Origin of the sequence: Amycolatopsis sp. lyj-90, assembly GCF_046549035.1 — a bacterium.
In the GTDB taxonomy this organism is placed as follows: domain Bacteria; phylum Actinomycetota; class Actinomycetes; order Mycobacteriales; family Pseudonocardiaceae; genus Amycolatopsis.
This window is the reverse complement of sequence record NZ_JAJPWP010000002.1, coordinates 1,040,598-1,065,099: the sequence shown is the minus strand read 5'-3', so window position 1 is coordinate 1,065,099 and position 24,502 is coordinate 1,040,598. Positions and strand designations below refer to the sequence as shown.

The window sequence follows — 24,502 nt, the reverse complement described above, 5'->3', positions numbered from 1 at the left end:
CGTCAAAGGTTACGACCGTCCGCCTCAGTCCTCCACCGGCTTCGTCCAAGCCACCTGGACCAGCCCCGTCCCATGCCGCCGTGAAACCAGCACGCCCCGCCCGGCGGGCTGCGGCCCCGGCTTCACGTCCCCGAGCAGCGCGCCTTCCTCACGAGACCCGGACATCACGAGACCAGGCGACCCCAGTTCGCGGATCCGTTGCAGCACCGGCTCGAACAGCGAACGCCCGGCCCCGCCGCTCCCACGCGCGAGGACGAGGTGCAGGCCGATGTCCCGTGCCTGCGGCAGGAATTCCAGCAGCGGCAGCAACGGGTTCCGGCCCACGGTCGCGACCATTTCGTAGTCGTCGACCAGCACGAACAGCTCCGGCCCCCGCCACCACGACCGGTTCCGCAGCTGCTCCGGCGTGACATCCGAACCCGGAAGCCGGTTCCGCATGGCCTGCTGGCACTGTTCGATCAGCCCGGTCAGCGCGGTCTCGGAACCCGCGTAGCCCAGCAGATGCGACTCCGGCACCGCGCCGAGCATCCCTCGCCGGTAGTCGGCGACGATGATCGCGGCCTCGGTCGGTGAGTACTTCGAAACGATGCCTTGCGCGATCGCGCGCAGGAGCGAGCTCTTTCCGGATTCCACGTCGCCGAAGGCCACGAAATGCGGTTCGGTGGCGAAATCGAGGTACACCGGCCGCAGATTCGATTCCGCGATGCCGAGCGTGACCTGTTTGCGCGGCCCGGCCTCCAGCGAGTCGAGTGGGATCTCGGGCGGCAGCAACCGCACGGCCGGAGCCGGCTTTCCCTTCCAAGCGGCGGAAATCCGCCGGTTCAGGTCCAGCCCGCCGGCACCGACGGTGTCCGGCCGCTGATCCGAATCGATCCGCGGGAGCGCCGCGAGGAAGTGCAGTTTGTCCGCGGTCAGCCCGCGTCCCGGCCGGTCCGCCGGGACGTTCTGCGCGATCTTGCGATCGATCAGCGAGTCCGCCGGTTCACCCAGCCGCAGTTCGAATTTGGTGCCGATGGCGTCGCGCAGCGGCGCCCGCATGCCCATCCACTGGTTGATCGAGACGACGACGTGGATGCCGAAACCGAGGCCGCGCGAAGCCAGGCTGGTGATCTGCTCCTCCAGCTGCTCGTATTCCTGCCGGATCGTGGTCCAGTTGTCCACGAACAGGAAGACGTCGCCGAATTCGCGGCCTTCCGTGCTCTCCTTGAACTCCGAACGCCGCTGGCGGAACGTCGTGATCGACTCGATCCCGTTGGCGGAGAAGAACTCCTCACGCTGTTCGAGCAGGGTCGTCAGTTCCGCGACGACCCGGCGGCAGCGCTGGGCGTCGCGGCGTGTCGCGTATCCGGACACGTGGGGCAGCCCGGCGATCGGCGCCAGCGCGCCACCGCCCATGTCCAGGACGAACAGCTGGACCTCTTCCGGCGTGTGGGTGAGCGCGAGCATCGCGGCGATGTCCCGCATCAGCGTGCTCTTGCCGCTCTGCGGCGCCCCGACGATCAGCGCGTGCCCGGCGGCACCGGAGAAATCGGCCCACAGCATGTCGCGCCGCTGCTCGAACGGCTTGTCCACCAAGGCGACCGGGATCATCAGCTTGCCGTTCCCGCCCCAGCCCAGCGGACACAGACCGCGTGCGGCGTCCTCGCCGAGCGGCGGCAGCAGCTGGTCCAGCGTGGGCGGTTCGGCCAGCGGCGGCAGCCAGATCTGGTGCGCCTCCGGGCCTTTGCCTTCGAGCCGCGAGATCATCGCGCCGATGATCGTCTCGCCGGTGCCCTTTTCGACCGGTTCCTCCGCTTCGACGGTCACCGGGATCTCCACCGGAGCCAGCGTGAACGGCATCAGCCCGAGGCTCCGGCCGTCCTTGCGCACGATCTTGCTGCGCGGCGGCAACTCTCCCGAGACGTACGCGGCCTTGAGCCGGATGAGGGTGTCGTTGTCGGACTTCAGATACGCCGAGCCCGGCACAGGCGGAAGCTGGTAGGCGTCCGCGACCCCGAGCACCGCGCGGCTTTCCGACGCGGAGAACGTCCGCAGGCCGATCCGGTACGACAGGTGCGAATCCAGTCCGCGCAGCCGTCCTTCCTCCAACCGCTGCGACGCCAGCAGCAGGTGGATCCCGAGACTCCGCCCCAGCCGTCCGATCGCGACGAACAGGTCGATGAACTCCGGCCGCGACGACAGCAGCTCGCTGAATTCGTCGATGATCACCAGCAGCGACGGCATCGGCCGCAGGTTGACGCCGGATTCCCTGGCCTTTTCGTAGTCCCGCACCGACGCGTAGTTCCCGGCCGCGTGCAGCAGCTCCTGACGCCGCAACAGTTCGCCGTTCAGCGCGTCCGCCATGCGGTCGACCAGCGCGAGATCGTCGGACAGGTTGGTGATGACGGCGCAGGTGTGCGGCAGCCCGGTCATCCCCGCGAACGTCGCGCCCCCCTTGAAGTCGATGAGCGCGAGGTTGAGCTTCTCCGACGAATGGGTGACGGCGAGCGCGGTGACCAGCGTCCGCAGCAACTCGCTCTTGCCGGACCCGGTCGCGCCGATGACGAGCCCGTGCGGGCCCATCCCGCCTTCCGCGGACTCCTTGAGGTCGAGGTCGACCGGCCTGCCTTCGGGATTGATGCCCAGCGGGATCCGCAACCGGTCCCGCGCCGAACGCGGTGCCCAGGTGACCTCGGTGTCGGTGTCGCGCGGGTCGCCGATGCCGAGCAGCCCGGCCAGCCCGAACGTCGCCGACATCGGCGCTTCGCTGACCACCGCCGCCCCCTGGAACAGCGGCGTCAGCATCCTGGCCAGCGCTTCGGCGGCCCCGCGGTCCAACGTGTCCGGGGTGCCGAGGAACCCGAGCCGCTGCTCGGTGCCGTCGCCGACGACCATCCCGAGTTGTTCGGGGCTCATGTGCAGGCTCAGCAGCCGTTCGGACGAAACCGACCGCGGCTGCTCCGCGCCGATCTCCACCACCGTGACGCCGAGCCTGCCTTCTTCGGCCACGAGCCGCGGGTCGGCGAGGGTGTGCCCGCCGTCCACGATCACGACGACATGCGGCAGGTCCAGCCGGGAATCCGGCCGCCGGGTGAACGCGGGCCGGTCGCCGAGGTCGGGGCCGAGGAGGTCGGCGAGCTTCCCGGAGTCGGCGTCGACGAGCCGTCGCGGACCGGCCGCGTCGGCGGCGGTGGAGGCGACGTGCGGCAGCCACTTCGCCCATTCCCAGTCGTGCAGACGGTCGTCCTTGACGCACAGCGCGATCCGCAGGTCGCCGGGCGAGTGGAAGGTCGCGAGCTGGGTCAGCATCGCCCGCGCGGTCCCGAGCGTGTCCGGACGGCGGCCGGACAGACTGACCTGCGCGAACGACCTCAGCGAGACCGCGACCGGGAGACCGTCGACCGTCGAATAGGTCCGGATGAAGTGCTTGAGGTTCGTCGAGCACACCGGATCGAGGTCTTCCAGCGGCACGGTTTGCGGCGCCTTCAACGGCGTCGCGAGCCGCTGCGGCCCCGTCCCGACGCGCACCTGCCCGAACTGCGAGTCGGACCGGCGGCGATCCCACAGCTTCCCCGTCTCGATGTACGCCCAGAGATCCGCCGGATCGGGCTGCAACGCCGCCATGGCCGCGCGCTGGCTGTCCGCGATGTCGCGGACCTGGCCGCGCAAACCGGTCAGATAGCGCTGGTAGTCCCGGCGCTCCTCGTTGATCTGCGCCTTCTTCGCCGCGCCGCCGCGGCCGAGCGACATCACCACCATGCCCGCCATCGCGGTGAGGAACAACGCGCCGAAGATGTAGGTCATCACCCCGCCGTCGCGTCCGATGTAGACGAACGACATGGCGCCCATGCCCAGCATCATCGGCATGAACATCAGCAGTTGCATGGCTCCGCCGGAGGAGCCCTTCGGCAGCATCGGCGGGGACTGCAGGACGATTTCACCGGGCTGCTCGCCCAGGGCCGGCATGCGGTCGCGAGTGGCGCTCATCAGGGTCTTTCTGGCCGCGTGTGGGTAATCCTGCCGATCATTCTGGCCACTCGTGCCGCCCTTGCGGTGGGTACTTTTGCCGTCCGCTCACGTCTGGTGGCGAACTTACGCTGCTGGTCAACGCAGACGTGGGGGAACGAGAAAAGGAGAACCATGGTCGGCACGGGCGAGTACCGGGCGGAGCCCGAGGCCATGCGCTCGGCGGTCGGGAACCTGGGCGGCATCATCATGCAGGGCATCAATGTCGTCGGCGACCTCGAGCGCACCGTCCTGCAGCCGATGTCGTTCGCCACGTTCGGCAGTGCGGTGGCGGCCGCCAACACGGCCATGCAGAGCCAGCAGGTGGTCGCGGTCCGTACCCTCCTGCAACTGCTTCAGCAGATCAACGGCTTCATCAAGAGCAGCGCCGACGCCTATCAGGCCGCCGACGAGGCGGTCGCGGGCGGCTACGGAGGCCGTCCCGGCGGCGGCGCGGGATCGACCTCGTCGATCTGGGGGAATTCGCACGCGTCCGAACTGGCGACGCTGGCCATCAACGACAGCGCCGGGAGCAACGGCGAACCGTCGTCGGTCGGCAATGTGCTGCGCTACCTGGGGGACGCGCGGCTGGGGCAGCTCGGCGACCACCCGATCACCGACGCGCGGTTCCACGGCGTCTCGGACTTCAACGACTGGCTGGCCGGTGACGCCGACAACCAGGCGCGGGTCGGGGTCATCGAGGTCTACGCCGGTACGGCGCGCAACTTCGGCGACGTGCCCGGCGGGGTGCACAGCGGCGACGTCGTCGTGGTCGAACCGCTCCTGTTCTCCGACAACAAGCCGGTCATCGCCATCGCCGGAGAGGGCGGACTGCTCTACAACCACGGACTCGTCGAAGCGGACATCAACGGCCTGGCGAAGGTCAGCGTCTACCGCCCGGCTTCCGTCTGACTTCCGGCCTGAGGAGCGACATGCTGACTTACCCGAATTCCAGCGCGATGGACGCGACAGCGTCCTCGGGCGGGCCGATCACCATTCTGCCGCAGATCCTCACCGGTCAGCCGGAGCAGATCGCGAAGCACGTGCTCGAGGTGCTCAAGAAGGCCAACGAGTTCCTCACCATGTACAACGAGGTGACGAAGGCCGCCGAGCAGCTGAAGAAGATCTGGTCCGGTGGCGCTTCGGACTCGGCGATGAAGAAGATCACCGACTCCCTGAACTCGCTGACCAAGATCGTCCAGGTCGTGCAGAAGGGCGCGGAGCTGCTCGGCATGGCCGGGACGCTGATCAAGACCGCCCAGGCCGCCTACAAAGCGGTGGTCTCGGCGGTGAACCCGACGGTCGCCGGCCTGATGTCGAATCCGTGGACCTACGGTGCCGCCGTCGCGCTTTCCACCGCCACCAGTGCTTCGCTGCGCGCGTTCATCACCGCGATCGGCGCGCTGCTGAAGGCCCTCGGTGTCGTCGACCTCGCGAACCAGATCACCCAGATCGCCAACATCATCGGCGAGGTCCAGAAACTGTTCGGGCACAGCGATTCCGGCAACGGCTCGGCGGGCAACGCGGCCATCTCCGGCACCCCGGTCACGAACCCGCAGGCGCCGGGTTCGGTCGCCAGCGGCGCGGGACAGGCCGCCGTCGGCGGTTCCGGTGGCGGTGCGGGCGGAGGCGCGAGCGGCGGCTCCGGCGGGGGCACGACGCCGGGCGAGACGCCGCCGTTCACCCAGTACCGGCCGCCCGCGCTGGGCGGCAACGGCGCCCAGGGCAACTGGCCGGGCGGCGCCGACTCCTGGATCCCGGTGGACAGACCGTCCGGTGGCGGCTCGGGTTCCGGCTCCCTGCCGGGCGCGGGCGCGGGCATGGGCAACGGGAACACGGTCACCATCACCACCGACCTGAGCACCGGGAAGTCCACCGTGCAGGCGCCGGGCGGTCAGGACATCGATATCGACATCGACATGAACTACGGCGGCAAGCACTTCGAGCAGCACATCGACATCGACGCGGGAGCCGACTCACCGGCGAAGGGCAGGTAAACCGTGTCGGGGAGCGGTGTGGTCGACGCGTCGGGCGTCGTCAGCTCGATCTTGTCGAATTACCGGCGGCTCGTGGTCGAGTACCAGCGGCGGGTCACCGGCGACCCCTCGGCGCTGAACGCGTCCGCCCAGCGGTGCGGCGAGCGGGCGTCGACGGTTTCGGGCCGGGCGGACGAGATCGGCAAGGCGGCGAAGGCGCTCAACGCGTCTTGGGAGGGCGACGCCTACATCGCGTTTGCCACGGCCGCGGCGAAGCTGAGCCAGGAACTCGGTGAGCTCGGCGCCAAACTGAGCGACCAGTCGAACCGGCTGCGGGCGGGCGCGCAGGCCCTGCAGGGCGCGAAGTCCTGTGTGGACTCGATCCTCGCGCAGTTCGACCAGTACGCCGCACAGCTCGTCAGCCAGGCGCGGACGGCGAACGCGAACGCGGTCAACGCGTTCATCTCCGCCGCCCGTCAGCTCGGCGAGCGCGCCGCGCAGGCGGCACAGGAGATCGCCGACGAGCTGAGTGAGGAACTCGCGCGGCTGTTCCCGCCGGAGGGCGCCGGCCGGATCGAACACGAACTCGGCAAATGGGGCCGCGGCCCGTTGTACTGGCTCAACGGCGAAGCGCTCGACGGCCGCAAGCGCCCGCGCTCGCATCCTTCCTGGTTCGGCAATTCCGGCTGGAAGAAGCTCACCTGGGACGGTCTCGAAGGCACGCGCGCGCCGCGTGCCGGCGACACCCCGTTCGGCAGGCCGAAGCCGGAGGGCCTGCGGGACAAGGCCTGGGGCAACACCGAGATCACCTATGCCAAGTGGAAGCAGGAGCAGGACGGTTTCACCCCGGGGTGGGACGCCAAGGTCTCCTCGCAGGGCTGGGATCTCAAGGCGTCCGGCCACGCCGAACTCGCCGCCTTCAAGGAAGAGGTCGAAGGCAAGAAGGAATGGGGCGTCGCTTCGGGCAGCGCCAAGGGGACCGCGTTCGTCGGTGGCGAGGTGAACGGTTCGCTCCAGGCGGGCGCGCACGGTGTCGGCGTGCACGCCAACGCCTTCGTCGGAGGTAAGGTCGAAGGCGAGCTCGCGGCGGACGTGGCCGGGGTGGGCGTCGGCGCGAGCGGCACCCTCCAGTACGGAATCGGCGCGCAGCTCGACGGCCAGGCGGTTTACGACGCCGGGCACATCAAGGTCAACTTCAAGGCGGGTGTCGCACTCGGTCTCGGTGCCGGGATCGGCGCGAAGATCGACATCGACCTGCCGAAGATCGCGGACACCGTCGGCGAGTACGGCGGCGCGGCCGTCGACGCGGTGAGCGGTGCGGCGGGCCAGGCGGCGGACGCCGTCGGCGAGGCGTGGGACGACGCGGTCTCGTACGTGGGCACCTGGTGATGGGATGAGCAAAATGGCGACGCAGGACCGGGTTTCCCTCCCGCTCGGATTCGACATCCCCGACGGCTGGGTGCCGGTCGAACCCGCGTCGGTCGGCGCCGGGGGCGCGGTCTTCGTCGCCGTGCACTCCGTCCCGGACGCGGAGTTCACCCCGAACATCACCTTGAGCGTCGGGCAGCGGCCGGACGAAGCGCAGATCACCGACATCGCCGACGAGGCCGTCGAACGGCTCGGCCGGACCATGGCGGCGCTCGAAGTGGTGCGGCGCAAGGTGATCGGCACCGGACTCGCGCCCGGGGTGACGCAGGTGCTGCGCATCCGCACCGGCGAAGGACAGGAACTCGTCCAGACGCAGGTGCAACTGACCGTGCCGGGCGCGAGCCCGGCCGAACGGCTGATCCTCGAGATCGCCTGCACCGCAACGCCCGAGGCGGCCCGCCGTCTCGGCGACGACTTCCGGCGGTTCGTGGGCAGTGTCCACGTCCGGCGGGATTTCACCGCAGATGAAGGAGAAGACTCGTGACCACCGACCCCTACGCCATGCCGGACATGGACGAGCTGCTGGACCAGGTCCGCAAGCAGACCGAAGAGGTGCAGCGCATCCAGCGTTCGGTCGAGGCGATGGAGGTCAAGGCGCACTCGCGGCAGAACGAGGTCACCGTCGTCCTGCGCGGTGACGGCCGGTTCACCTCGATCGACATCGACCCGCGCGCGCTGCGCCAGTACGACGCGCGCAACCTCTCGGAGATCGTGCTGGAGGCGGTCAACAACGGGCTGCAGAAACTGGCCGAGGCCAGCAGCGCCAAATTCGCCCCGGTCATCGAGTCCGCCAAGTCGATCGAAGCATGACGGCCGCGATCGCGGGCTCCACCCGCCGCGTCACGGTGGTGACACCGCGGGCGCGGGTCGATGTGGCGCTGCCGCAGCAGAGCACGTTCGCCGAACTCGTCCCGCAGCTCGTGCGGCTCGCGGGTGCTTCGGGGCAGGCGTCGGCCGAGCATCCCGGGTGGGTGCTTTCCCGGCTCGGCGGCGCCCCGCTCGCGCTCGGGCTCACCGTCGCCGCGGCCCAAGTGCGCGACGGAGAAGTCCTCCACCTGACCCCGCGGGAACGCCCGCGGGGTCCGCTGCTGTTCGACGACGTCGTCGATTCGATCGCCAGCGTCGCCGAGTCGGGCACCGGCCGCTGGGGACCTTCGGTGGCGCGCAAGGCGGGCATCGTCGCGTCGGTGGTGCTGCTGCTCGCCGGTGGCCTGCTGGTGCAGGCGGCGGCGTCGGGCAGTGTGCTGGCGCCGATCGGGACCGGGCTGCTGGCGCTCGTGCTGGTACTGGGCGGTGGCGCGCTGAGCCGCGCGTACGGCGACGCGGAGGCCGGTGCCGCCGGCGCGCTCGCCGGGGTCGGCGCGGCGCTGCTGGCCGGGATGTCGATCCTGCCGCCGCATCCGCTGTTCTCCTTGTCGGCGGGACCGCTGGCCGCCGGGCTCGCCGTGGTGACCGTGTACGGCGTGATCGCGGCCGTTTCGGTGGCGGACCGGCTGCCGTGGTTCGTCGCGGTGACCGTCTCGGCCGGACTCGGCGCGATCACCACCGCCATCGTCCTGCTGGCCGACGTGCGCGCGGTTTCGGCGGCCGCCGTGGTCGCCGTCGTGGCGACGGGGCTGGCCGCGGTGGCGCCGATGATGGCGCTGCGGCTCGGCAGGTTGCCGCTGCCCCGCGTGCCCGACGACATGGACGCGTTCCGCGCCGACGAGAACCCTTCGCTCGGCGAGGACATGGTCGGCGGGACGACCTACGCGCAGGCGTTGCTGACCGGGCTGCTCGTCGCGCTCGGGCTCACCGTGGTCTCGGCTTCGGTGGTCCTGGCGTCTTCAGGCGGGGCTTGGGAAGCGGGCCTGTGCGCGTTGCTGGGGCTGGCGCTGATGTTGCGCTCGCGCGCGTTCGCCGGCCGTTCACAGCGGCTCGTGCTCATCGGTTTCGGCGCGGCTGCCCTGGCCGCGGCCGGTTTCTGGCTCGCCGCGGGCGGGCCGCGGTCGTTCGTGTTCGGCGCGGGCTGTGCGGTCGTCGTCGCGGCGGCCGTCTGCCTCACGTACGCGACGCGGGTCGCGAAGGGGCGTCGTTCTCCTTACTGGGCAAGGACTCTCGACATCGTCGAGTTCCTGGTGCTGCTCTCGCTGATCCCGTTCGTCGGCATGATCGCCGGGGTCTACGAGGCCGTCCGGGGCTGAGAGCCCCGCCCCCCTCTACGCAATTAGTCCTCTAGTTGCGGTACTTGCCACACGCAACCACCGCATCCAGAGGACTAATCGCGTTACGTCCGTGAAGGATTCCTTCCCTACCCTCAGAGAGGAAAGGAATCCTTCACGGACAGTCCCCTCAGTTCTCCAGGGCCAGCGGCAGGGTCCGCCGGACCGCCGCCGCGTGCCGTCCGTGCAACGGGGTCACCGCGATCCCGTCCGGCCGGACCGTCTCCGCTCCCGGCCGTCCGCCGACCCGGATGGTCACTTCGGACTTCTCCCGTCCGCCGGGGGTCCGGTGCAGCGTGTACGAAGTCGCGGTGAACGCCGAGCCGGGCACGTGAAGATCCAGCGTCCGCGCGAGATCCCGTTCCGACCGCGGCCGGTAGCAGACCTGCGACGCGCCGCCCCAGTCCCACGAACGCCAGCCGTTCACCGGCGCGTCCTGTCCGCTTCCGATCGCGACGCGCAGTTCCTCCGCCACTTCACCGGCTTCGAGCACGGTGCTTTCGAAACCGGCTTCGGCCAGCGCGCCCATGAGTGACAACGCCGCGCAGGCGGTGCTCCGCAGCGCGCCGAGTTCCCCGCCGCCACGGGCGAGCGCCGCGATCGGCGCGTCTTCGGGCCGGTACCGGACGGTGAGCCAGCGGACCCGGAGCACCGACTGTCCATTGGGGACGGTCCAGGTCAGCAGTTGCGCGCTGGACAACGGGATCCCGGTACTCGCGTAGGCCTCGCGCAGAATGCCGACCAAGGCGTCCGGGCCGGGTGACATCGCGCCGGGCTTGAGCCGCACGATGGCGCTCCAGCCGTCGCGGACCTCGGCGACACCGAAGCGGTTGCCCGCGCGGTCGACGTGCTGGCGCACCCGGACGGGACCGGCGAGCCGGTGCAGCGGGTCGGGGATCTCGTGCTTGTCACGGCGCTTCAGCCGGTATCCGGCCCACGTGAGCAGCCAGCCCGCGGCGTGGCGCCCGGCGAAGCGGACCGACGTCGTCAGCACGAGGACGCCGGCCGCGGCGAGGATGCTGATCCACGCGGCCTGGGGGAGTCCGTCGACGGTGAGGGCCAGCAGGATCGCGATCCCGGCGATCTCCCACAGTGCCGCCTGCAGCGGCCGGATCGGCAGCAGCCAAGGCAACGGCGCCGCGCCCGCGGGGCCGCCGCGAGCCGGGGCCGGGCGGGGTGTCCCCACCGCTGGAGCGTCAACCGACAAGGAATTCCCCTCCTCCGTGCACGTGCACGACGGTAGTGGGCTCCCGTGCGGGGGAGGGCGTAAAAATTACCCTCACCGTGGAGCAGGTCGGAACCTAACGTGAGCACCCTCGAACGGGGTGGGTAAGAACGGCGGGGTACGGGAGCGTGTGGACGCAGCGGGACCAGATCCAGGCCTACCAATTCCTCCGCAGGAGACTGGTTTCGGCACTGGTCTCGGCGGACGCCAACCATCCCGTCGCCCCGAGCCGCAGGCTGGTCATCGGAACCCTGTGCGGCCTCGGTGTGGCCCTGCTGATCACCGCGGTCTTCGGCGTGATCGGCCTGCTGAACCCCTCCGGCGGTAAGGACTGGCTGGCGGGCGGCAAGGTGATCGTCGAAGAGGGCACCGGCGCGCGCTACATCCTCGGTCAGGACGGCGCGCTGCACCCCGTGCTCAACTACTCCTCCGCCCGGCTGATGGCGGGCGGCAACGGCGAAGCCACCGTGACCGTCCCCGCGGACAAGCTCGCGAAGGCGCCACGCGGTGCGCAGGTCGGCATTCCCGGCGCACCCGATTCGCTGCCCGCGGCCGCCGCGCTGCTGAAGACCCCGTGGACGAGCTGCTCGCGGACGACCCAGGACGCGCCCGCGTCGTCCGAACCGGAGACGACGGTGCTCCTCGGCGCGCCGGCCTCCGGGGTCGACCTGCCGAAGGATCAGGCCGTCGTGGTCCGTGTCCCCGAGGGAGAGCGCTATCTGGTGACGGCGGGACGCCGCTACAAGCTCACCGCGGAAGCCGCCACGGCGTTGCAGTTCGACACCTATCCGGCGATCGCGGTTTCGTCCCGGTGGATCGGCACCGTCGCCGCCGGACGCGATCTGGCCTACCGCGCGGTCGAGGACGCCGGGCGGCCCGGCCCGAAGGTCGGCGGCACCCCGACGAAGGTCGGTTCGGTGCTCGGCGTCATCGACGCGATGGCTTCCCCCAACGACGCGACTTCGTACTACCTCGTCCGCGCCGAAGGGCTCGAACCGATCGGCCAGACCGAGGCGAGCCTGCTGATCAACACGCCGCAGAACGCGGACGCCTACACCGGCGTCCCGGCCCCCGTCGCGGTGCGCGCGGCCGACGTCGCCGCGGTGCCGAAGGTGGGCACCGCGAGGACGGGCGGGGCCGATCCCGCGGAGTATCCGGACCGCATCCCGCGAAAAGCGCCCGTTACCGGACAGTCCGTGACGTTATGCGCACAGGGTTCTCGAATCGTTATCTCCGCACAGGTCCCCTTGCCGCAAGGTGCGAAGGCGATCCCGGTGACGGCGCGCACGGACGCGCTCGTCGCCGACGCGGTTTTCGTGCCTCCGTCGGGAGGCGCGGTGGTGACGGAATCCGGTTCCGGCACGGCCTACGTCGTGACCGACACGGGCCTGAAGTACCCGGTGGCGAGCACTGAGGCACTCGCTTCACTCGGATACGGCCAAGCCGAACGGCAGCCGGTTCCGAATGGGTTGCTGGCACTGGTCCCGCGCGGACCCGCGCTGGATCCGGCGCAGGCGGGCCGTGCGGTGTCCGCGGCAGGTGGGACGGGGTGAGCGGGAACGTGCAGATGACTGAAGACAGGCCGGAGACCGACCGGGTCGACGTCGCGGTGATCGAGGACCATCCGTTGTACCGGCATGCCGTGGTCCGGGTCCTCACCGAGGCCGAAGGGATCGAACTGGGCGCCGTCGTCGATTCGGTCGCCCGGTTCCACGTCCATCCGCAGCCGCCCGGCAGCGTGGTGCTGCTCGACCTCGGCCTGCCGGGGATCGCCGGCGCGGCGGCCGTGCTCCAGGTCTGTGAACTGGGACATCACGTGCTCGTGGTGTCCGCGCAGGCGGAATCCGAGCAGGTGCTCGGCGCGATCGCGGCCGGTGCCAAGGGATTCCTGTCCAAGGACGTCGACGTCGACGAACTCCTGATCGCGATCAGGACGGTCGCGCAGGGCAGGGCCTACGTTTCCGCGGTGGTGGCCGGAATGATCATCAAGGACAACGCCGACCGTCCCGTCCGGGCTCCGGACATCGCGCTGTCGGCGCGGGAAAAGCAGGTCCTGCGACTGGTCGCGGCGGGCGAACGCGACGTCGACATCGCCCGCATCCTGGGTATCGGGGTCCGGACGGTCCGTGGTTACCTGGACCGGATCCGTGACAAACTCGGAGAGAGAAGGCGGGCCGGTCTGGTCCGCAAGGCCATCCAGCTCGGGCTCGCGTCTCCGCCGGAGGTGCCCGGCCCGTCTCGGCCGGTCGCGCCCCGCGACGACGTGGGCGGATTCGAAGGACGCCGGTGAACGCAGACGAGCAGCAGCCGAAACGCACCACACCCATCAACGTCGGGGTGATCGAAGATCATCCGTTGTACCGGGACGCCGTCGCGCGTGTCCTCACCGAAGCCCCCGACATCGCGCTGGGCGCCGTCGCCGACTCCGTCGCGCGGTTCGCCGTCCAGGAGCAGCCTCCGGGCAGCGTCGTCGTCCTCGACCTCAAGCTGCGCGGTGTCCAGGACGCCGCCGCGGTGCTCGAAGTGGGGCAGATGGGGCACAAGGTGCTCGTGGTGTCCGCGCACGCCGAGCAGCCCGAGGTGCTGGGAGCCATGCAGGCCGGGGCGAAGGGCTTCCTCTCGAAGGACGTCGACGGCGACGAGCTCCTGCGCGCCATCCGCACCATCGCCGACGACAACGCCTACGTGTCGCCGACGCTGGCCGGGATGATCATCCAGGACAGCGAAGACCGTCACGCCGGACCCAAGATCGTCCTGTCCGAACGGGAGAAGCAGGTGCTGCGGCTGGTCGCGGCCGGTGAACGGGACGTCGACGTGGCGGAGATCCTGAACATCAGCGTGCGGACGGTGCGGTCCTATCTGGACCGGATCCGGGACAAGACCGGGGAACGGCGGCGTGCCGGGTTCGTACGGGTGGCGATCCGGGAAGGCCTGCTGCGCTAGTTGCGCCCCGACGGTGCGGTTTCGCGGTGACGCGCGTGCTATGAAAGGCCCGTTACTTGCAAATTTTGCAAGTAACGGGCCTTTCATAGCACGCGCACACGGAGCTCGCGGGACCCGAGCGGCCGTCAGGAGAACCGCGGTCCCGAGAAGTTCACCCGCAGTGTGTAGACCGAACTGGACGCGGTGACGAACAGATCGTTCCGCCGGGGCCCGCCGAAGGTCAGGTTCGAACAGACCTCCGGCACATGCAGCTTCCCGATCCGCGTGCCGTCGGGAGCGAAACAGTGCAGGCCGTCGTGCGCGGCGGCCCAGATCCGGCCGTCGGCGTCGAGGCGGACGCCGTCGAAGACGCCGGCGTCACAGGTCGCGAAGACCTCGCCACCGGAAAGTTCGCCGTCGTTCACGGCGAAAACCCTGATGTGACTGGGATCCTGCCGGGTGTCCACGATGTAGAGCAGCGACTCGTCGAGGGAGAAGGCCAGCCCGTTCGGCCGCGTGAAATCGTCCGCGACGATCCGCACCGAGCCGTCCACCGGGTCGGCGCGGTAGACGTGGCAGGCACCGATCTCGCTCTCGGCCTGATGGCCTTCGTAGTCGCTGTCGATCCCGTAGCTGGGGTCGGTGAACCAGATCGCGCCGTCCGAACTCTCGACGACATCGTTGGGGCTGTTGAACTTCTTCCCCTGATAGGTCTCCGCGAGGACGGTGGTCGTGCCGTCGTGCTCGGTGCGCGTCACCCGGCGGCCGCCCTGCTCGCAGCTGATGAGCCTGCCCCGGCGGTCGACGGTGTGCCCGTTGTGGAATCCGGCGGGCTCGCGGAACACGCCGACCGCGCCCGTGGTCTCGTCCCAGCGCAGGACGCGGTCGTTCGGGATGTCACTGAAGACCAGGTACCGGCCGGCGGGGAAGTAGGCGGGCCCCTCGGTCCACCGGCAGCCGGTGTGCAGCCGGTGGAGCCACTCATCGCCGTTGACGCGCGCGAACCGCTCGTCGAGGACCTCGAAACGCGCCTTGACCTTATCCACGCTCACCCCAGTGATCTGAACGAAATATTGCACTCATCATGAACCGCCGAACTTGATATGGTCAACCCATGGATGAGGTGGATCGCATACTGCTCACCGAGTTGCAGCAGGACGCGACTCAGGCGTACGCCGCGCTCGGCAAGGCCGTCGGACTGTCCGCGGGCGCCGCGCACGAGCGGGTCCGCAAGCTGCGCGAACAGGGCGTCATCCGGCGCACGACCGTCGACGTCGACCCGGCCGCGGTCGGTCGCGGGGTGATGGCGTTCGTGCTGGTCGAGGCAGGCTCGTGGATGGGTGATCCGCCGACCAAGGCCGCGCTGGAGGCCTTGCCGGAGGTCGTGGAGGCGCACGTCATCGCGGGCCCGGCCTCGCTCCTGGTGAAGGTGCGTACGCCGACCACCGAAGAACTGCAGGCGTCGTTGCGCAGGCTGTACGCCATCGAAGGCGTCACCGGCACGCAGACGATCGTGGTGCTCGAATCGTTCTTCGAACGCTCCGTGGACGCTAAAGGCGACGATTCGCCAGCGCGCCCGTCGCCGCCCGAGCCTTCCCGCTGACCGCCGGATCCACGTCGACGACCACCATGTCCGGTCCGGCGCCCAGCTGGGCGTGGACGCGTCCGAAGCCGTCGGACACCGTGGAGTAGCCGATCCCGGTCGGCGCCTTCGGATTCACCGGCGTCCCGCTCGCGGCCGGATCGGCCTGCCCGCAGCCGAGGACCCAGCAGCCGGAGTCGAGCGCGCGGGCGCGCACCAGGACCTCCCACTGCTCGCGTTTGCCCTCGCCCGCGCCCCAGGACGTCGGCACGAGGACGATGTCGGCGCCGTCGTCGGCCAGCTTCCGGAACAGCTCGGGGAAGCGGATGTCGTAACAGGTCGCGACGCCGAAGGTGACCCCGTCGACCTCGAAGGTGGCCGGAGCGGCCCCCGGCGCGACGGTGTCGGACTCGGCGAACCCGAACGCGTCGTACAGATGGATCTTGTCGTAGCCGAAGTGATCACCGGCGCCGGTGACGAGGAGCGTGTTGCTCACGCGTCCGTCGGACGACGGCGTGAACATGCCCGCGACGATCACGACGCCGTGCTCCTCGGCGACGGCCGCCACAGTGGACGCCCACGGGCCGTCCAAGGGTTGCGCGAGGGGTTTCAGCGGGACGCCGAAGCGCGCCATCGTCGCTTCGGGGAAGACCACTATCCGCGCGCCGCCGGCCGCCGCGGCCGCCACGCCTTCCCGAATCAGCTTCAGGTTCGTTTCGGGATCCTCGGCGGCGGTGAGCTGGCACAACCCGATTCGCGGCACGGTGGCCTCCCTCATCGTGGGATCGCTGGTCACCACCCCAGTGTGCCTGCTCGGGGCGATCGGGCCACCTCGTACCCTTGACCCATGCTGAACCGTACCGACCTGCGTGGACAGGTCCCGTCCGTTGCCGAACTCAGGAGCACGCTCCCGCGTGCCGAGTACGACGTGGACGCGGCGCTGCATCACGTACGGCCGGTGGTCGAGGCGGTCCGCGATCGCGGCGTCGAGGCGGTTCTCGAGTACACCGAGAAGTTCGACAAGGTCCGCCCGGCAGGCGTGCGGGTCGCCGCCGCCGAGCTCACGAGCGCGCTCGAGAACCTGGACCCGGCCGTCCGCGAGGCGCTGGAGGAGGCATGCGTCCGCACCAGGAAGGTCCACGGCGATCAGCGCCGCCAGGACGTCACCACGGAGGTCGTCGACGGCGGCACCGTCACCGAGCGCTGGATCCCGGTCGAGCGTGTCGGGCTGTACGCGCCGGGCGGGCTCGCGGTGTACCCCTCGACCGTGGTGATGAACGTCGTCCCGGCGCAGATCGCCGGCGTCGGCACCCTCGTGCTGTGCTCGCCGCCGCAGGCCGCGTTCGGCGGGCTCCCGCACCCGACGATCCTGGCCGCCGCCGAGCTGCTCGGGGTCGACGAGGTGTGGGCCGTCGGCGGCGCGCAGGCCGTCGCGCTGCTCGCGTACGGCGGCACCGACACCGACGGAACGACGCTGGAGCCGGTCGACATCGTCACCGGGCCCGGCAACATCTACCTGACCGCCGCCAAGCGGTTGCTGCGCGGCATCATCGGCATCGACTCCGAGGCGGGCCCGACCGAGATCGCGATCCTCGCCGACGGGACCGCCGACCCGGTGCACGTCGCCGCCGACCTGATCAGCCAGGCCGAGCACGATCCGCTCGCCGCGAGCGTGCTGGTCACCACGTCCGTGGAGCTCGCGGACGCCGTCGACAGGGAACTGACCGGCCGCGTGGCCGCGACCAAGCACGCCGAGCGCGTGACGGAAGCCTTGAGCGGCAAGCAGTCCGGCATCATCCTGGTGTCCACTGTGGACGACGGTCTCCGTGTCGTCGACGCGTACGCCGCGGAACACCTGGAGATCCAGACCGCGGACGCGCGTTCGGTGGCGGCCCGCGTGCGCAACGCCGGCGCGATCTTCGTCGGGGCGTACGCGCCGGTCTCGCTCGGCGACTACTGCGCCGGGTCGAACCACGTCCTGCCCACCGGCGGTTTCGCGCGGCACTCGTCCGGGCTTTCGGTGCAGAGCTTCCTCAAGGGCGTGCACATCGTCGACTACGACGAGAACGCGCTGCGCGAGATCGCCGGCCGCGTCGTCGCGCTGGCCAACGCCGAGGACCTGCCCGCGCACGGCGAGGCGATCACGGCGAGGTTCGAGGGGGAGCGGGCATGACCATCGGCGAGGAGATCACGCTCGACGCGCTTCCGCTGCGGGAAGACCTTCGGGGCAAGACCCCGTACGGCGCGCCGCAGCTCGACGTGCCGATCCGGCTCAACACCAACGAAAACCCGTACCCGCCGCCGGACGCGCTGGTGGCCGACGTCGCCGAGGCCGTCCGCGCCGAGGCCGCTTCGCTGCACCGCTACCCGGATCGTGACGCCGTCGCGCTGCGGCAGGACCTCGCGGACTACCTCGCGGTGTCGACCGGTGTGCTGGTGTCGGAGTCGAACGTGTGGGCCGCCAACGGGTCCAACGAAATCCTGCAGCAGATCCTGCAGGCCTTCGGCGGCCCGGGCCGCTCCGCGCTCGGCTTCGAGCCGTCGTACTCGATGCACCCGATCATCTCGGCGGGCACCCGCACCGACTGGCTGCCGGTGCCGCGCCGCGGCGATTTCACGCTCGACACCGAGAAGGCCGCCGCGCTCGTGCGCGAACGCCGTCCGGACGTCGTGTTCGTGACCAGCCCGAACAACCCGACCGGCGGCTCGATCCCGTTCGGCGAACTGCGCGGGCTGCTCGAAGCGGCGCCGGGCATCGTGGTGGTCGACGAGGCGTACGCGGAGTTCTCGTCGCAGCCCAGCGCCGTCGAGTTGCTCGAGGAGTACCCGGCGCAGCTCATCGTGTCGCGCACGATGAGCAAGGCGTTCGCCTTCGCGGGCGGACGGCTCGGCTACCTGGCGGCCGCGCCCGCGATCGTCGACGCCTTGCAGCTGGTACGGCTGCCGTACCACCTTTCGAAGCTCACACAGGCGGCCGCGAGGGCTGCGCTGCGGCACGCGGACGCCACGCTGGCTTCGGTCGCCAAACTCGCCGCCGAACGCGACCGGGTGGTCGAATCGTTGCTGGGCCTGGGCTTCACCCCAGTCCCGAGCGACGCGAACTTCGTCCTCTTCGGACGGTTCGCGGACGCGCCCGCGACCTGGAAGTCCTATTTGGACAACGGCGTGCTGATCAGGGACGTCGGTATCGAAGGGCACCTGCGGGTGACCATCGGCACGCCGGAAGAGAACGACGCCTTTCTCGAGGCCAGCAAGGAGGTGCCGCGATGAGTCGCGTCGGCAAGGTGGATCGCACCACCAGGGAATCGTCCATTTCGGTCCAGCTCGACCTGGACGGCACGGGACAGGTGGAGATCGACACCGGTGTCCCGTTCTACGACCACATGCTCACCGCGTTCGGGGTGCACGGTTCGCTCGACCTCAAGGTGCAGGCGACCGGTGACGTGCACATCGACGCGCACCACACCGTCGAAGACACCGCGATCGTGCTCGGCCAGGCGCTGCGGCAGGCGCTCGGCGACAAGAGCGGCATCCGCCGCTTCGGCGACGCGTGGATCCCGATGGACGAAACCCTCGCGCACGCCGCGATCGACGTCTCCGGGCGCCCGTACTGCGTGCACCTCGGCGAGCCGGAGCAGTTCAACAGCTTCACCATCGGCGGGAACTACCCGTTCGTGCTGACGCGGCACGTGTTCGACTCGCTGTCGTTCCACGCCCAGATCGCGCTGCACGTGCGCGTGATCCACGGCCGGGACCCGCACCACATCGCGGAAGCCGAGTACAAGGCCGTCGCCCGCGCGCTGCGCGCCGCCACCGAACCGGACCCGCGCGCCGGCGGCATCCCGTCCACGAAGGGCGTCCTCTAACTCCGCGTTTCGTCCTCTGGTTGCGATAGTTGCACACGCTGAGGACCGCAACCAGAGGACGAATTGCGGAGTGCACCCGGGGAAGTCGGGCGGGTGAGGGTGTGGCAGCCTGGCGGGCATGAGTAACACGACCATCGCCGTGCTGCTGCTCGCGCTCGGCGGCTTCCTGATCGGCGGCGTCTACGCGACCTGGAAGAGCGTCAAGTTCCTGGCCGTGGTGCTGGGCATCGGTGCGCTGCTGGCGATCGGCGGCGCCATCGCCTGGCTGGCGTAGGCCCCTCCGGTAAATCGCGTGCGCGCCGGGTCACCGGCGGCCATGCTTCCGGCATGTCCACGAACCCGCGCTCGGTCGCCGAAGTCGTCCGGCTCCAGCGATCGGGGAGCCGCGTCAAGTTCCTCTTCTTCTGGGGGCACCAGCCCCGGCGTGACGGAACGATCGGGCCGGAATGCTTCAGCCAGTGGTGGCCCGCGCGGTTCACAGTGGACGGCGAGACCTTCGCGACGGCCGAGCACTACATGATGTGGCGCAAGGCGCTTCTCTTCGGGGACACCGACAGCGCCGCGCGCATCCTGAAGGCCAGGCATCCGCGGGAGGCCAAGGCCCTGGGCCGCGAGGTCCGCGGGTTCGACCAAGCAGGCTGGGAAGCCGAGCGCTACGGCATCGTCCTGGCCGGAACGGTCGCGAAGTTCGGGCAGCATCCGGAACTCCGGGACTTCCTGCTCGGTACCAAGAACCGCGTGCTGGTCGAAGCCAGCCCACTCGACGCCGTCTGGGGCATCGGGCTCGCGGCCGACCATCCGCATGTCGAGAACGCGGAACGCTGGCGCGGGCTCAATCTCCTCGGGTTTGCGCTCGGAGAGGCCCGAAGTACGTGAAGGCCCCCTTCATTGCGCTAGACGCAATGAAGGGGGCCTTCACGTACTTACCTACTTCGAAGCGTCGACCAGCTCACGTTCGTCAGGTGAGTCCAGCTGCTTCGTGAGCTTCTCGCCTTCGACGTCGACATCGGGCAGCACGCGGTCCAGCCACTTCGGCAGCCACCAGGCGCCGCGGCCGAGCAGCGACATCAGCGCCGGCACGATGGTCATCCGGATCACGAACGCGTCCACCAGCACCCCGAAGGCCAGCGCGAACCCGATCGACTGGATCAGCGAGGACTCCGCGAGGACGAACCCGGCGAACACGCTGATCATGATCAGCGCGGCGGCGACCACGACGCGGGAACCGTGCCGGAAACCGGTGACCATCGCCTGCTGCGGGTCGGCGCCGTGGACGTACTCCTCGCGCATCCGCGTCACCAGGAACACCTGGTAGTCCATCGCGAGCCCGAACAGCACGCCGATCAGCAGGATCGGCAGCATGCTCATGATCGGCCCGGTCGTCTTCACCCCGAGCAGGTCGGTGAGCCAGCCCCACTGGAACACCGCCACCACGGCGCCGAACGTCGCGACCACGGAGCCGAGGAAGCCCAGTGTCGCCTTCAGCGGGACCACGACCGAGCGGAACACCAGCATCAGCAACAGGAACGCGAGCCCGACGATCAGCGCGAGATAGGGCAGCATCGCGTCGGCGAGTTTCTCCGAGACGTCGATGTTCGCCGCCGTCTGGCCGGTCACCGCCAAGGACGCGCCGGTGGCCGTGCCCAGTCCCGCGTTCAGGCCGCGGATGTCGCTGACGAGGTCTTCGGTCGCGGTGCTGCTCGGGCCGCTCTGCGGAATGACGGTCAGCAGTGCGAGGTCACCGCCGCGGTTGACCTTCGGCGGCGTGACGATCGGGCGTTCCCCGAGGCCGCTGATCCGGGTGGCGGCCTGCTGGAGCGCGGCCTGCCGGTCGGTGCTGCCCGTCAGGTCGACGACGATCACCAGCGGGCCGTTGGCGCCCTCGCCGAAGCTGCGGCTGACGGTGTCGTAGGCCTTGCGCTGGGTGGTGTCCGGCGCGGCGGTGCTGTCGTTCGGGAGGCCGAGCTGCATGCTCGCGGCCGGGATCGCGACGATCGCGAGGCCGGCGATCGCGGCGATCAGCACCGGGATCCGGCGGTGGGCCACGAAACGCGCCCAGCGTTCGCCGTGCGTCGTCGCGCCTTCCTTGCGGCGCAAGCGGATCTTGCCGCCCGCGAGTTTGCCGCCCGCGAAACCGAGGATGGCGGGGAGCAGGGTCAGCGCGATGACGACGGCGATGGCGACGGTGATCGCCGCGGCGATACCCATCTCGCCGAGGAACGGGATGCCGACGACGGTCAGCCCCGCCAGCGCGATGATCACGGTCAGCCCGGCGAACACCACGGCGGATCCGGCCGTGCCGGTGGCACGTCCGGCGGCTTCCTCCGGATCCCGGCCGATCTCCAGTTCGTGCCGGTAGCGGGAAACGATGAAGAGCGCGTAGTCGATGCCGACGGCGAGGCCGATCATCAGCGCGAGTACCGGCGTGTTCGTGTTGAGTTCCAGGAATCCGGACGCCGTGGTGATGCCCGCCATGCCGATGCCGACACCGATGAGCGCGGTCAGCAGCGGGATCCCGGCCGCGAGCAGCGAGCCGAAGGTGATGATCAGGACGATGGCGGCGACGGCGACACCGAGGCCTTCGGTGGCGTTCGTGGCGGGCATCGCCTGGACGGCGTCACCGCCGAATTCCACCGTGTACCCGGCGGCCTTGGTGGGGTTCGCGGCGGCCATCAGGCCCTCGCGGTCGGCCTCGGTGAGTTCGAAGCCCGGCACGCGGTAGCTGACCTGGGCCAGCGCGACGTGTTTGTCGGGCGAGACCGCCTGCATCTCCAGCGGGTTGACCACTCCGGCGACCTTCGGCGCGTCCTTGAGCCCCTTCACCAGGCCCGCGATCGCCGCCTGCCCGTTCGCGTCGGTGATGTCACCGGGCGCGGAGATGACGACGCGGGCGGTGGCGCCACCGGCGGCGGCCTCCGGGAACCGGTCCGCGAGCTGGTCGATCGCCTTCTGGGACTCGGTGCCCGGGATGGTCACCGAGTTCGAAAGCTGGCCGGACAGGGTCAGCGCTCCCGCGCCGAGGGCCACCAGGACAACGGCCCACACCGCCGCCACCAGTGCCCGGCGCCGGAACGAGAACCGGCCCAGGCGGTACAGGAAGCTGGCCACAAAAGTCTCCCGTTCACTCGATCAGGTTCATTCCAAGCTAGCCGATCGGCTAGTGGCCTACAAGCCGATCGGCAAGTGTGTGACTAGCCGCACGGCTAGTACTGGTTTGGCCCGGCGGCCACGCTTGACGTAATCTCCGACGGCTGAACGAGGAGGGATCATGGACGTCGTCCACGCGGAGGACACCCGCACGCGACTACTGGGAACGGCGTTGCGGTTGTTCACCGAACACGGCGTGGAAGGCACCTCGCTGCAGATGATCGCGGACGCCCTCGGCGTCACCAAGGCCGCCGTCTACTACCACTTCAAGACGAAGGCGGAGATCACCGAATCCGTCGCCGAGCCCGTGCTGCTGGAGCTGGAGGGCATCGTCGACGACGCCCGTGCCCAGCGCACCCGCGGCGCGCAGATCGACCATCTGCTCGACGGGTTCGTCGACCTCGTGGTGCGCCACCGCGCGCTGGTCGCGCTGTTCTCCAGCGACCCCGGCATCGCCCGCGCGATCGAGAAGTCCGTGCACAGCTCGGAAAGCTTCAAGAATCGCCTGCTGGAGGTCCTGGTCGGCCCGGACCCGGACCTCACCGCGATCGTGACGGCCCAGGTACTCCTGGCGGGCATCGCCATCGCGGGCGGTTCACCCGAGGTCGCTTCGCTCGACGACGAGACGCTGCGCGAAACGCTCCTCGGCGTCGGCCGCAAGCTCTACAACCGCCCGCGCCGCCGCGCATGACCGATGTGTTCAAGACAGGCGCCGCGATCCGCGCGACGCTGTGGTCATGAACAACGTGCTCACGAACATCGATCCGCACGAGTCGGCCACCTTCATGGCCACGCGAGCCCGGCTGCTCGACAAGCGCCGTTTCGAGGTCCTCTTCCGTGACGGCGACCCCGCGGCGGCGCTCGCCGCGCTGGAGGGATACCGCAATCCCGACGGCGGCTACGGACACGGGCTCGAACCCGACTGCCGCTCGGCGAACAGCCAGCCCGGCGGCGCGCTGCACGCTTTCGAGGTCTTCGCCGACGCCGGCCCGGCGACCAGCCCGCGCGCGGCCGAACTGTGCGACTGGCTCGCGTCGATCTCCTTGCCGGACGGCGGGATCCCGTTCGCCCTGCCGATGCCGGATCCGGTGGGCAGCGCGCCGTTCTGGGCGGGCGCCGACCCCTCGGTCTCTTCGCTGCAGATCACGGCGATCGTCGCGTTCACCGCACAGCGCGTCGCGGCGCACGATCCCGCGGTCGCCGCGCATCCCTGGCTTGCCAAGGCCACGCGCTACTGCCTCGACGAGATCGAAAAGCTCGAAGAGGCCCCGCACGCGCTCGTACTGGCTTTCGCGATGAAGCTGGTGGACGCCCTGGGTGACGTACGCCTGGTCGAGAAACTCGGCCGGTTCATCCCGGACGACGGCGTGGTCGCCGTCGGCGGTGGTATCGAGGGCGAGGCCATGCGCCCGCTCGACTTCGCCCCGGTGCCGGACGGCCCGGCGCGGAAGCTCTTCCGGCCGGACGTCGTCGAAGCGGATCTGCGCCGGGTCGCGGACGGCAGGCACGACGACGGTGGCTGGCGGGTCGACTACACCAGCTATTCGCCCGCGGCCGCGCTGGAGTGGAACGGCCTGTTCACCGTGAACACGTTGTCGCTCCTGCGCACCAACGGCCTGGCCTAGGGGAGACGCCGCAGGAACTCCGGGGGAACGGCGGCGGTGAGCCAGACGCCGTTCGCGCTGACCTGGAATTCGTGCCCGGCGGCCGCCATCCCGCGGGCGTCCACGGCGAGCAGTACCGGGACGCCGCGCCGGGCCCCGACGGCCCGCGCGGTGTCCACGGTGGCCGAGAGATGCACGGCGTGCCGCTTCATCGGCCGGAGGCCTTCGGTCATGATCGCGCCCAGGAACCGGGACACGGTCCCGTGGTAGAGCACGTCGGGCGGGGTGGCGCCGGGCAGCGCGAGGTCGACCTCGACGCTGTGGCCCTGGCTGGCCCGGATCCGCAGCCCGGTTTCGTCGAAGGCGAAACGCCGTTTGTCGTTGCCCTCCACGACTTCGTCGAGCTGGTCGCGGGTCAGGGTCAAGCCGTGGCGCCGCAGCGCGGCCAAGAGCGTCCCGACTTCCACCCAGCCGTCAGGGGTGAGGGTGATGCCGATGTCGCCGGGCGCGTGCCGCAGGTGCCGGGAGAGTCGTTTCGAGACTCGGATGAGGTTCTTCTTGTCCATT

General features: G+C 70.0%; 23 protein-coding genes. 17 read left to right on the top strand and 6 right to left on the bottom strand.

The genetic code is table 11. The features are described 5' to 3' along the window. Positions 1-24: 24 nt before the first annotated feature. Complete coding sequence (eccCa, locus tag ACLJPX_RS10870) at positions 25-3,966, bottom strand: type VII secretion protein EccCa (RefSeq protein WP_410599946.1); 3,942 nt, start codon at positions 3,964-3,966, stop codon at positions 25-27. Positions 3,967-4,119: 153 nt separating this feature from the next. Between eccCa and ACLJPX_RS10865 the strand changes: the two genes are divergently transcribed. The 6 genes from ACLJPX_RS10865 to eccD are packed head-to-tail and all read left to right on the top strand — an operon-like array spanning position 4,120 to position 9,571. Further along, positions 4,120-4,896, top strand: coding sequence for a WXG100 family type VII secretion target (locus tag ACLJPX_RS10865; RefSeq protein WP_101609453.1), 777 nt, complete (start codon positions 4,120-4,122; stop codon positions 4,894-4,896). 20 nt (positions 4,897-4,916) lie between these two features. After that, on the top strand, positions 4,917-5,981 hold the full coding sequence (locus tag ACLJPX_RS10860) for a hypothetical protein (RefSeq protein WP_101609452.1): 1,065 nt from the start codon (positions 4,917-4,919) through the stop codon (positions 5,979-5,981). Between the two features lie 18 nt (positions 5,982-5,999). After that, entirely contained in the window at positions 6,000-7,349 is a 1,350-nt protein-coding gene (locus ACLJPX_RS10855) for a WXG100 family type VII secretion target (protein WP_101609451.1), read from the top strand. Between the two features lie 13 nt (positions 7,350-7,362). After that, entirely contained in the window at positions 7,363-7,872 is a 510-nt protein-coding gene (locus ACLJPX_RS10850; RefSeq protein ID WP_410600045.1) for a hypothetical protein, read from the top strand. Further along, positions 7,869-8,198, top strand: a complete 330-nt coding sequence (locus tag ACLJPX_RS10845) for a YbaB/EbfC family nucleoid-associated protein (RefSeq protein WP_233223736.1) — start codon at positions 7,869-7,871, stop codon at positions 8,196-8,198. Before ACLJPX_RS10850 ends, ACLJPX_RS10845 begins: the two co-directional genes overlap by 4 nt. Further along, on the top strand, positions 8,195-9,571 hold the full coding sequence (eccD, locus tag ACLJPX_RS10840) for a type VII secretion integral membrane protein EccD (RefSeq protein WP_410599945.1): 1,377 nt from the start codon (positions 8,195-8,197) through the stop codon (positions 9,569-9,571). Before ACLJPX_RS10845 ends, eccD begins: the two co-directional genes overlap by 4 nt. Positions 9,572-9,719: 148 nt before the next feature. Here eccD and ACLJPX_RS10835 read toward each other — a convergent pair whose 3' ends face one another. Then, entirely contained in the window at positions 9,720-10,775 is a 1,056-nt protein-coding gene (locus ACLJPX_RS10835) for a type VII secretion protein EccE (RefSeq protein ID WP_101609449.1), read from the bottom strand. Positions 10,776-10,942: 167 nt separating this feature from the next. Here ACLJPX_RS10835 and eccB point away from each other — a divergent pair, with 167 nt between their 5' ends. From eccB to ACLJPX_RS10820, 3 genes are read left to right on the top strand one after another with little or no spacing between them, the layout of a single operon-like run. Continuing rightward, complete coding sequence (gene eccB, locus ACLJPX_RS10830) at positions 10,943-12,367, top strand: type VII secretion protein EccB (protein WP_410599944.1); 1,425 nt, start codon at positions 10,943-10,945, stop codon at positions 12,365-12,367. A 14-nt stretch (positions 12,368-12,381) separates the two neighbouring features. Beyond that, the gene (locus ACLJPX_RS10825) at positions 12,382-13,104 is read left to right on the top strand and encodes a response regulator (protein WP_410599943.1); all 723 of its coding nucleotides are present in this window, start codon (positions 12,382-12,384) and stop codon (positions 13,102-13,104) included. Then, the gene (locus tag ACLJPX_RS10820) at positions 13,101-13,757 is read left to right on the top strand and encodes a response regulator transcription factor (RefSeq protein ID WP_037309519.1); all 657 of its coding nucleotides are present in this window, start codon (positions 13,101-13,103) and stop codon (positions 13,755-13,757) included. Before ACLJPX_RS10825 ends, ACLJPX_RS10820 begins: the two co-directional genes overlap by 4 nt. Before the next feature lie 125 nt (positions 13,758-13,882). On the opposite strand, the gene ACLJPX_RS10815 is transcribed toward ACLJPX_RS10820, so the two are convergent. Then, positions 13,883-14,782: an SMP-30/gluconolactonase/LRE family protein gene (locus tag ACLJPX_RS10815; RefSeq protein WP_410600044.1), complete on the bottom strand. Its 900-nt coding sequence runs from the start codon at positions 14,780-14,782 to the stop codon at positions 13,883-13,885. Positions 14,783-14,850: 68 nt separating this feature from the next. Between ACLJPX_RS10815 and ACLJPX_RS10810 the strand changes: the two genes are divergently transcribed. Beyond that, positions 14,851-15,339, top strand: coding sequence for an Lrp/AsnC family transcriptional regulator (locus ACLJPX_RS10810; RefSeq protein WP_410599942.1), 489 nt, complete (start codon positions 14,851-14,853; stop codon positions 15,337-15,339). On the opposite strand, the gene ACLJPX_RS10805 is transcribed toward ACLJPX_RS10810, so the two are convergent. Continuing rightward, entirely contained in the window at positions 15,287-16,081 is a 795-nt protein-coding gene (locus ACLJPX_RS10805; RefSeq protein WP_410600043.1) for a carbon-nitrogen hydrolase family protein, read from the bottom strand. The two genes, ACLJPX_RS10810 and ACLJPX_RS10805, sit on opposite strands and share 53 nt — an antisense overlap. 84 nt (positions 16,082-16,165) lie before the next feature. Here ACLJPX_RS10805 and hisD point away from each other — a divergent pair, with 84 nt between their 5' ends. From hisD to ACLJPX_RS10780, 5 genes are all read left to right on the top strand, one after another. After that, complete coding sequence (hisD, locus tag ACLJPX_RS10800) at positions 16,166-17,491, top strand: histidinol dehydrogenase (protein WP_101609445.1); 1,326 nt, start codon at positions 16,166-16,168, stop codon at positions 17,489-17,491. Next, the gene (locus ACLJPX_RS10795; protein ID WP_410599941.1) at positions 17,488-18,588 is read left to right on the top strand and encodes a histidinol-phosphate transaminase; all 1,101 of its coding nucleotides are present in this window, start codon (positions 17,488-17,490) and stop codon (positions 18,586-18,588) included. The genes hisD and ACLJPX_RS10795 overlap by 4 nt, the downstream gene beginning before the upstream one ends. Then, positions 18,585-19,184 (top strand): imidazoleglycerol-phosphate dehydratase HisB, encoded by a 600-nt coding sequence (gene hisB, locus ACLJPX_RS10790; RefSeq protein ID WP_101609443.1) that lies wholly within the window; start codon positions 18,585-18,587, stop codon positions 19,182-19,184. The genes ACLJPX_RS10795 and hisB overlap by 4 nt, the downstream gene beginning before the upstream one ends. Positions 19,185-19,302: 118 nt before the next feature. After that, positions 19,303-19,458: a hypothetical protein gene (locus ACLJPX_RS10785; RefSeq protein WP_168214369.1), complete on the top strand. Its 156-nt coding sequence runs from the start codon at positions 19,303-19,305 to the stop codon at positions 19,456-19,458. Positions 19,459-19,511: 53 nt separating this feature from the next. Continuing rightward, positions 19,512-20,060 (top strand): NADAR family protein, encoded by a 549-nt coding sequence (locus tag ACLJPX_RS10780; protein ID WP_410599940.1) that lies wholly within the window; start codon positions 19,512-19,514, stop codon positions 20,058-20,060. A gap of 51 nt (positions 20,061-20,111) precedes the next feature. On the opposite strand, the gene ACLJPX_RS10775 is transcribed toward ACLJPX_RS10780, so the two are convergent. After that, entirely contained in the window at positions 20,112-22,292 is a 2,181-nt protein-coding gene (locus ACLJPX_RS10775; RefSeq protein WP_410599939.1) for an MMPL family transporter, read from the bottom strand. A 160-nt stretch (positions 22,293-22,452) separates the two neighbouring features. Between ACLJPX_RS10775 and ACLJPX_RS10770 the strand changes: the two genes are divergently transcribed. Both ACLJPX_RS10770 and ACLJPX_RS10765 read left to right on the top strand, forming a co-directional pair. Continuing rightward, complete coding sequence (locus ACLJPX_RS10770; protein ID WP_410599938.1) at positions 22,453-23,022, top strand: TetR/AcrR family transcriptional regulator; 570 nt, start codon at positions 22,453-22,455, stop codon at positions 23,020-23,022. Between the two features lie 46 nt (positions 23,023-23,068). After that, a complete protein-coding gene (locus ACLJPX_RS10765; protein ID WP_410599937.1) occupies positions 23,069-23,956 on the top strand; it encodes a hypothetical protein in 888 nt (295 codons plus the stop codon). Here ACLJPX_RS10765 and ACLJPX_RS10760 read toward each other — a convergent pair. Next, positions 23,953-24,501 (bottom strand): RNA 2'-phosphotransferase, encoded by a 549-nt coding sequence (locus ACLJPX_RS10760; RefSeq protein WP_410599936.1) that lies wholly within the window; start codon positions 24,499-24,501, stop codon positions 23,953-23,955. The two genes, ACLJPX_RS10765 and ACLJPX_RS10760, sit on opposite strands and share 4 nt — an antisense overlap. Between the last annotated feature and the right edge of the window lies 1 nt (position 24,502).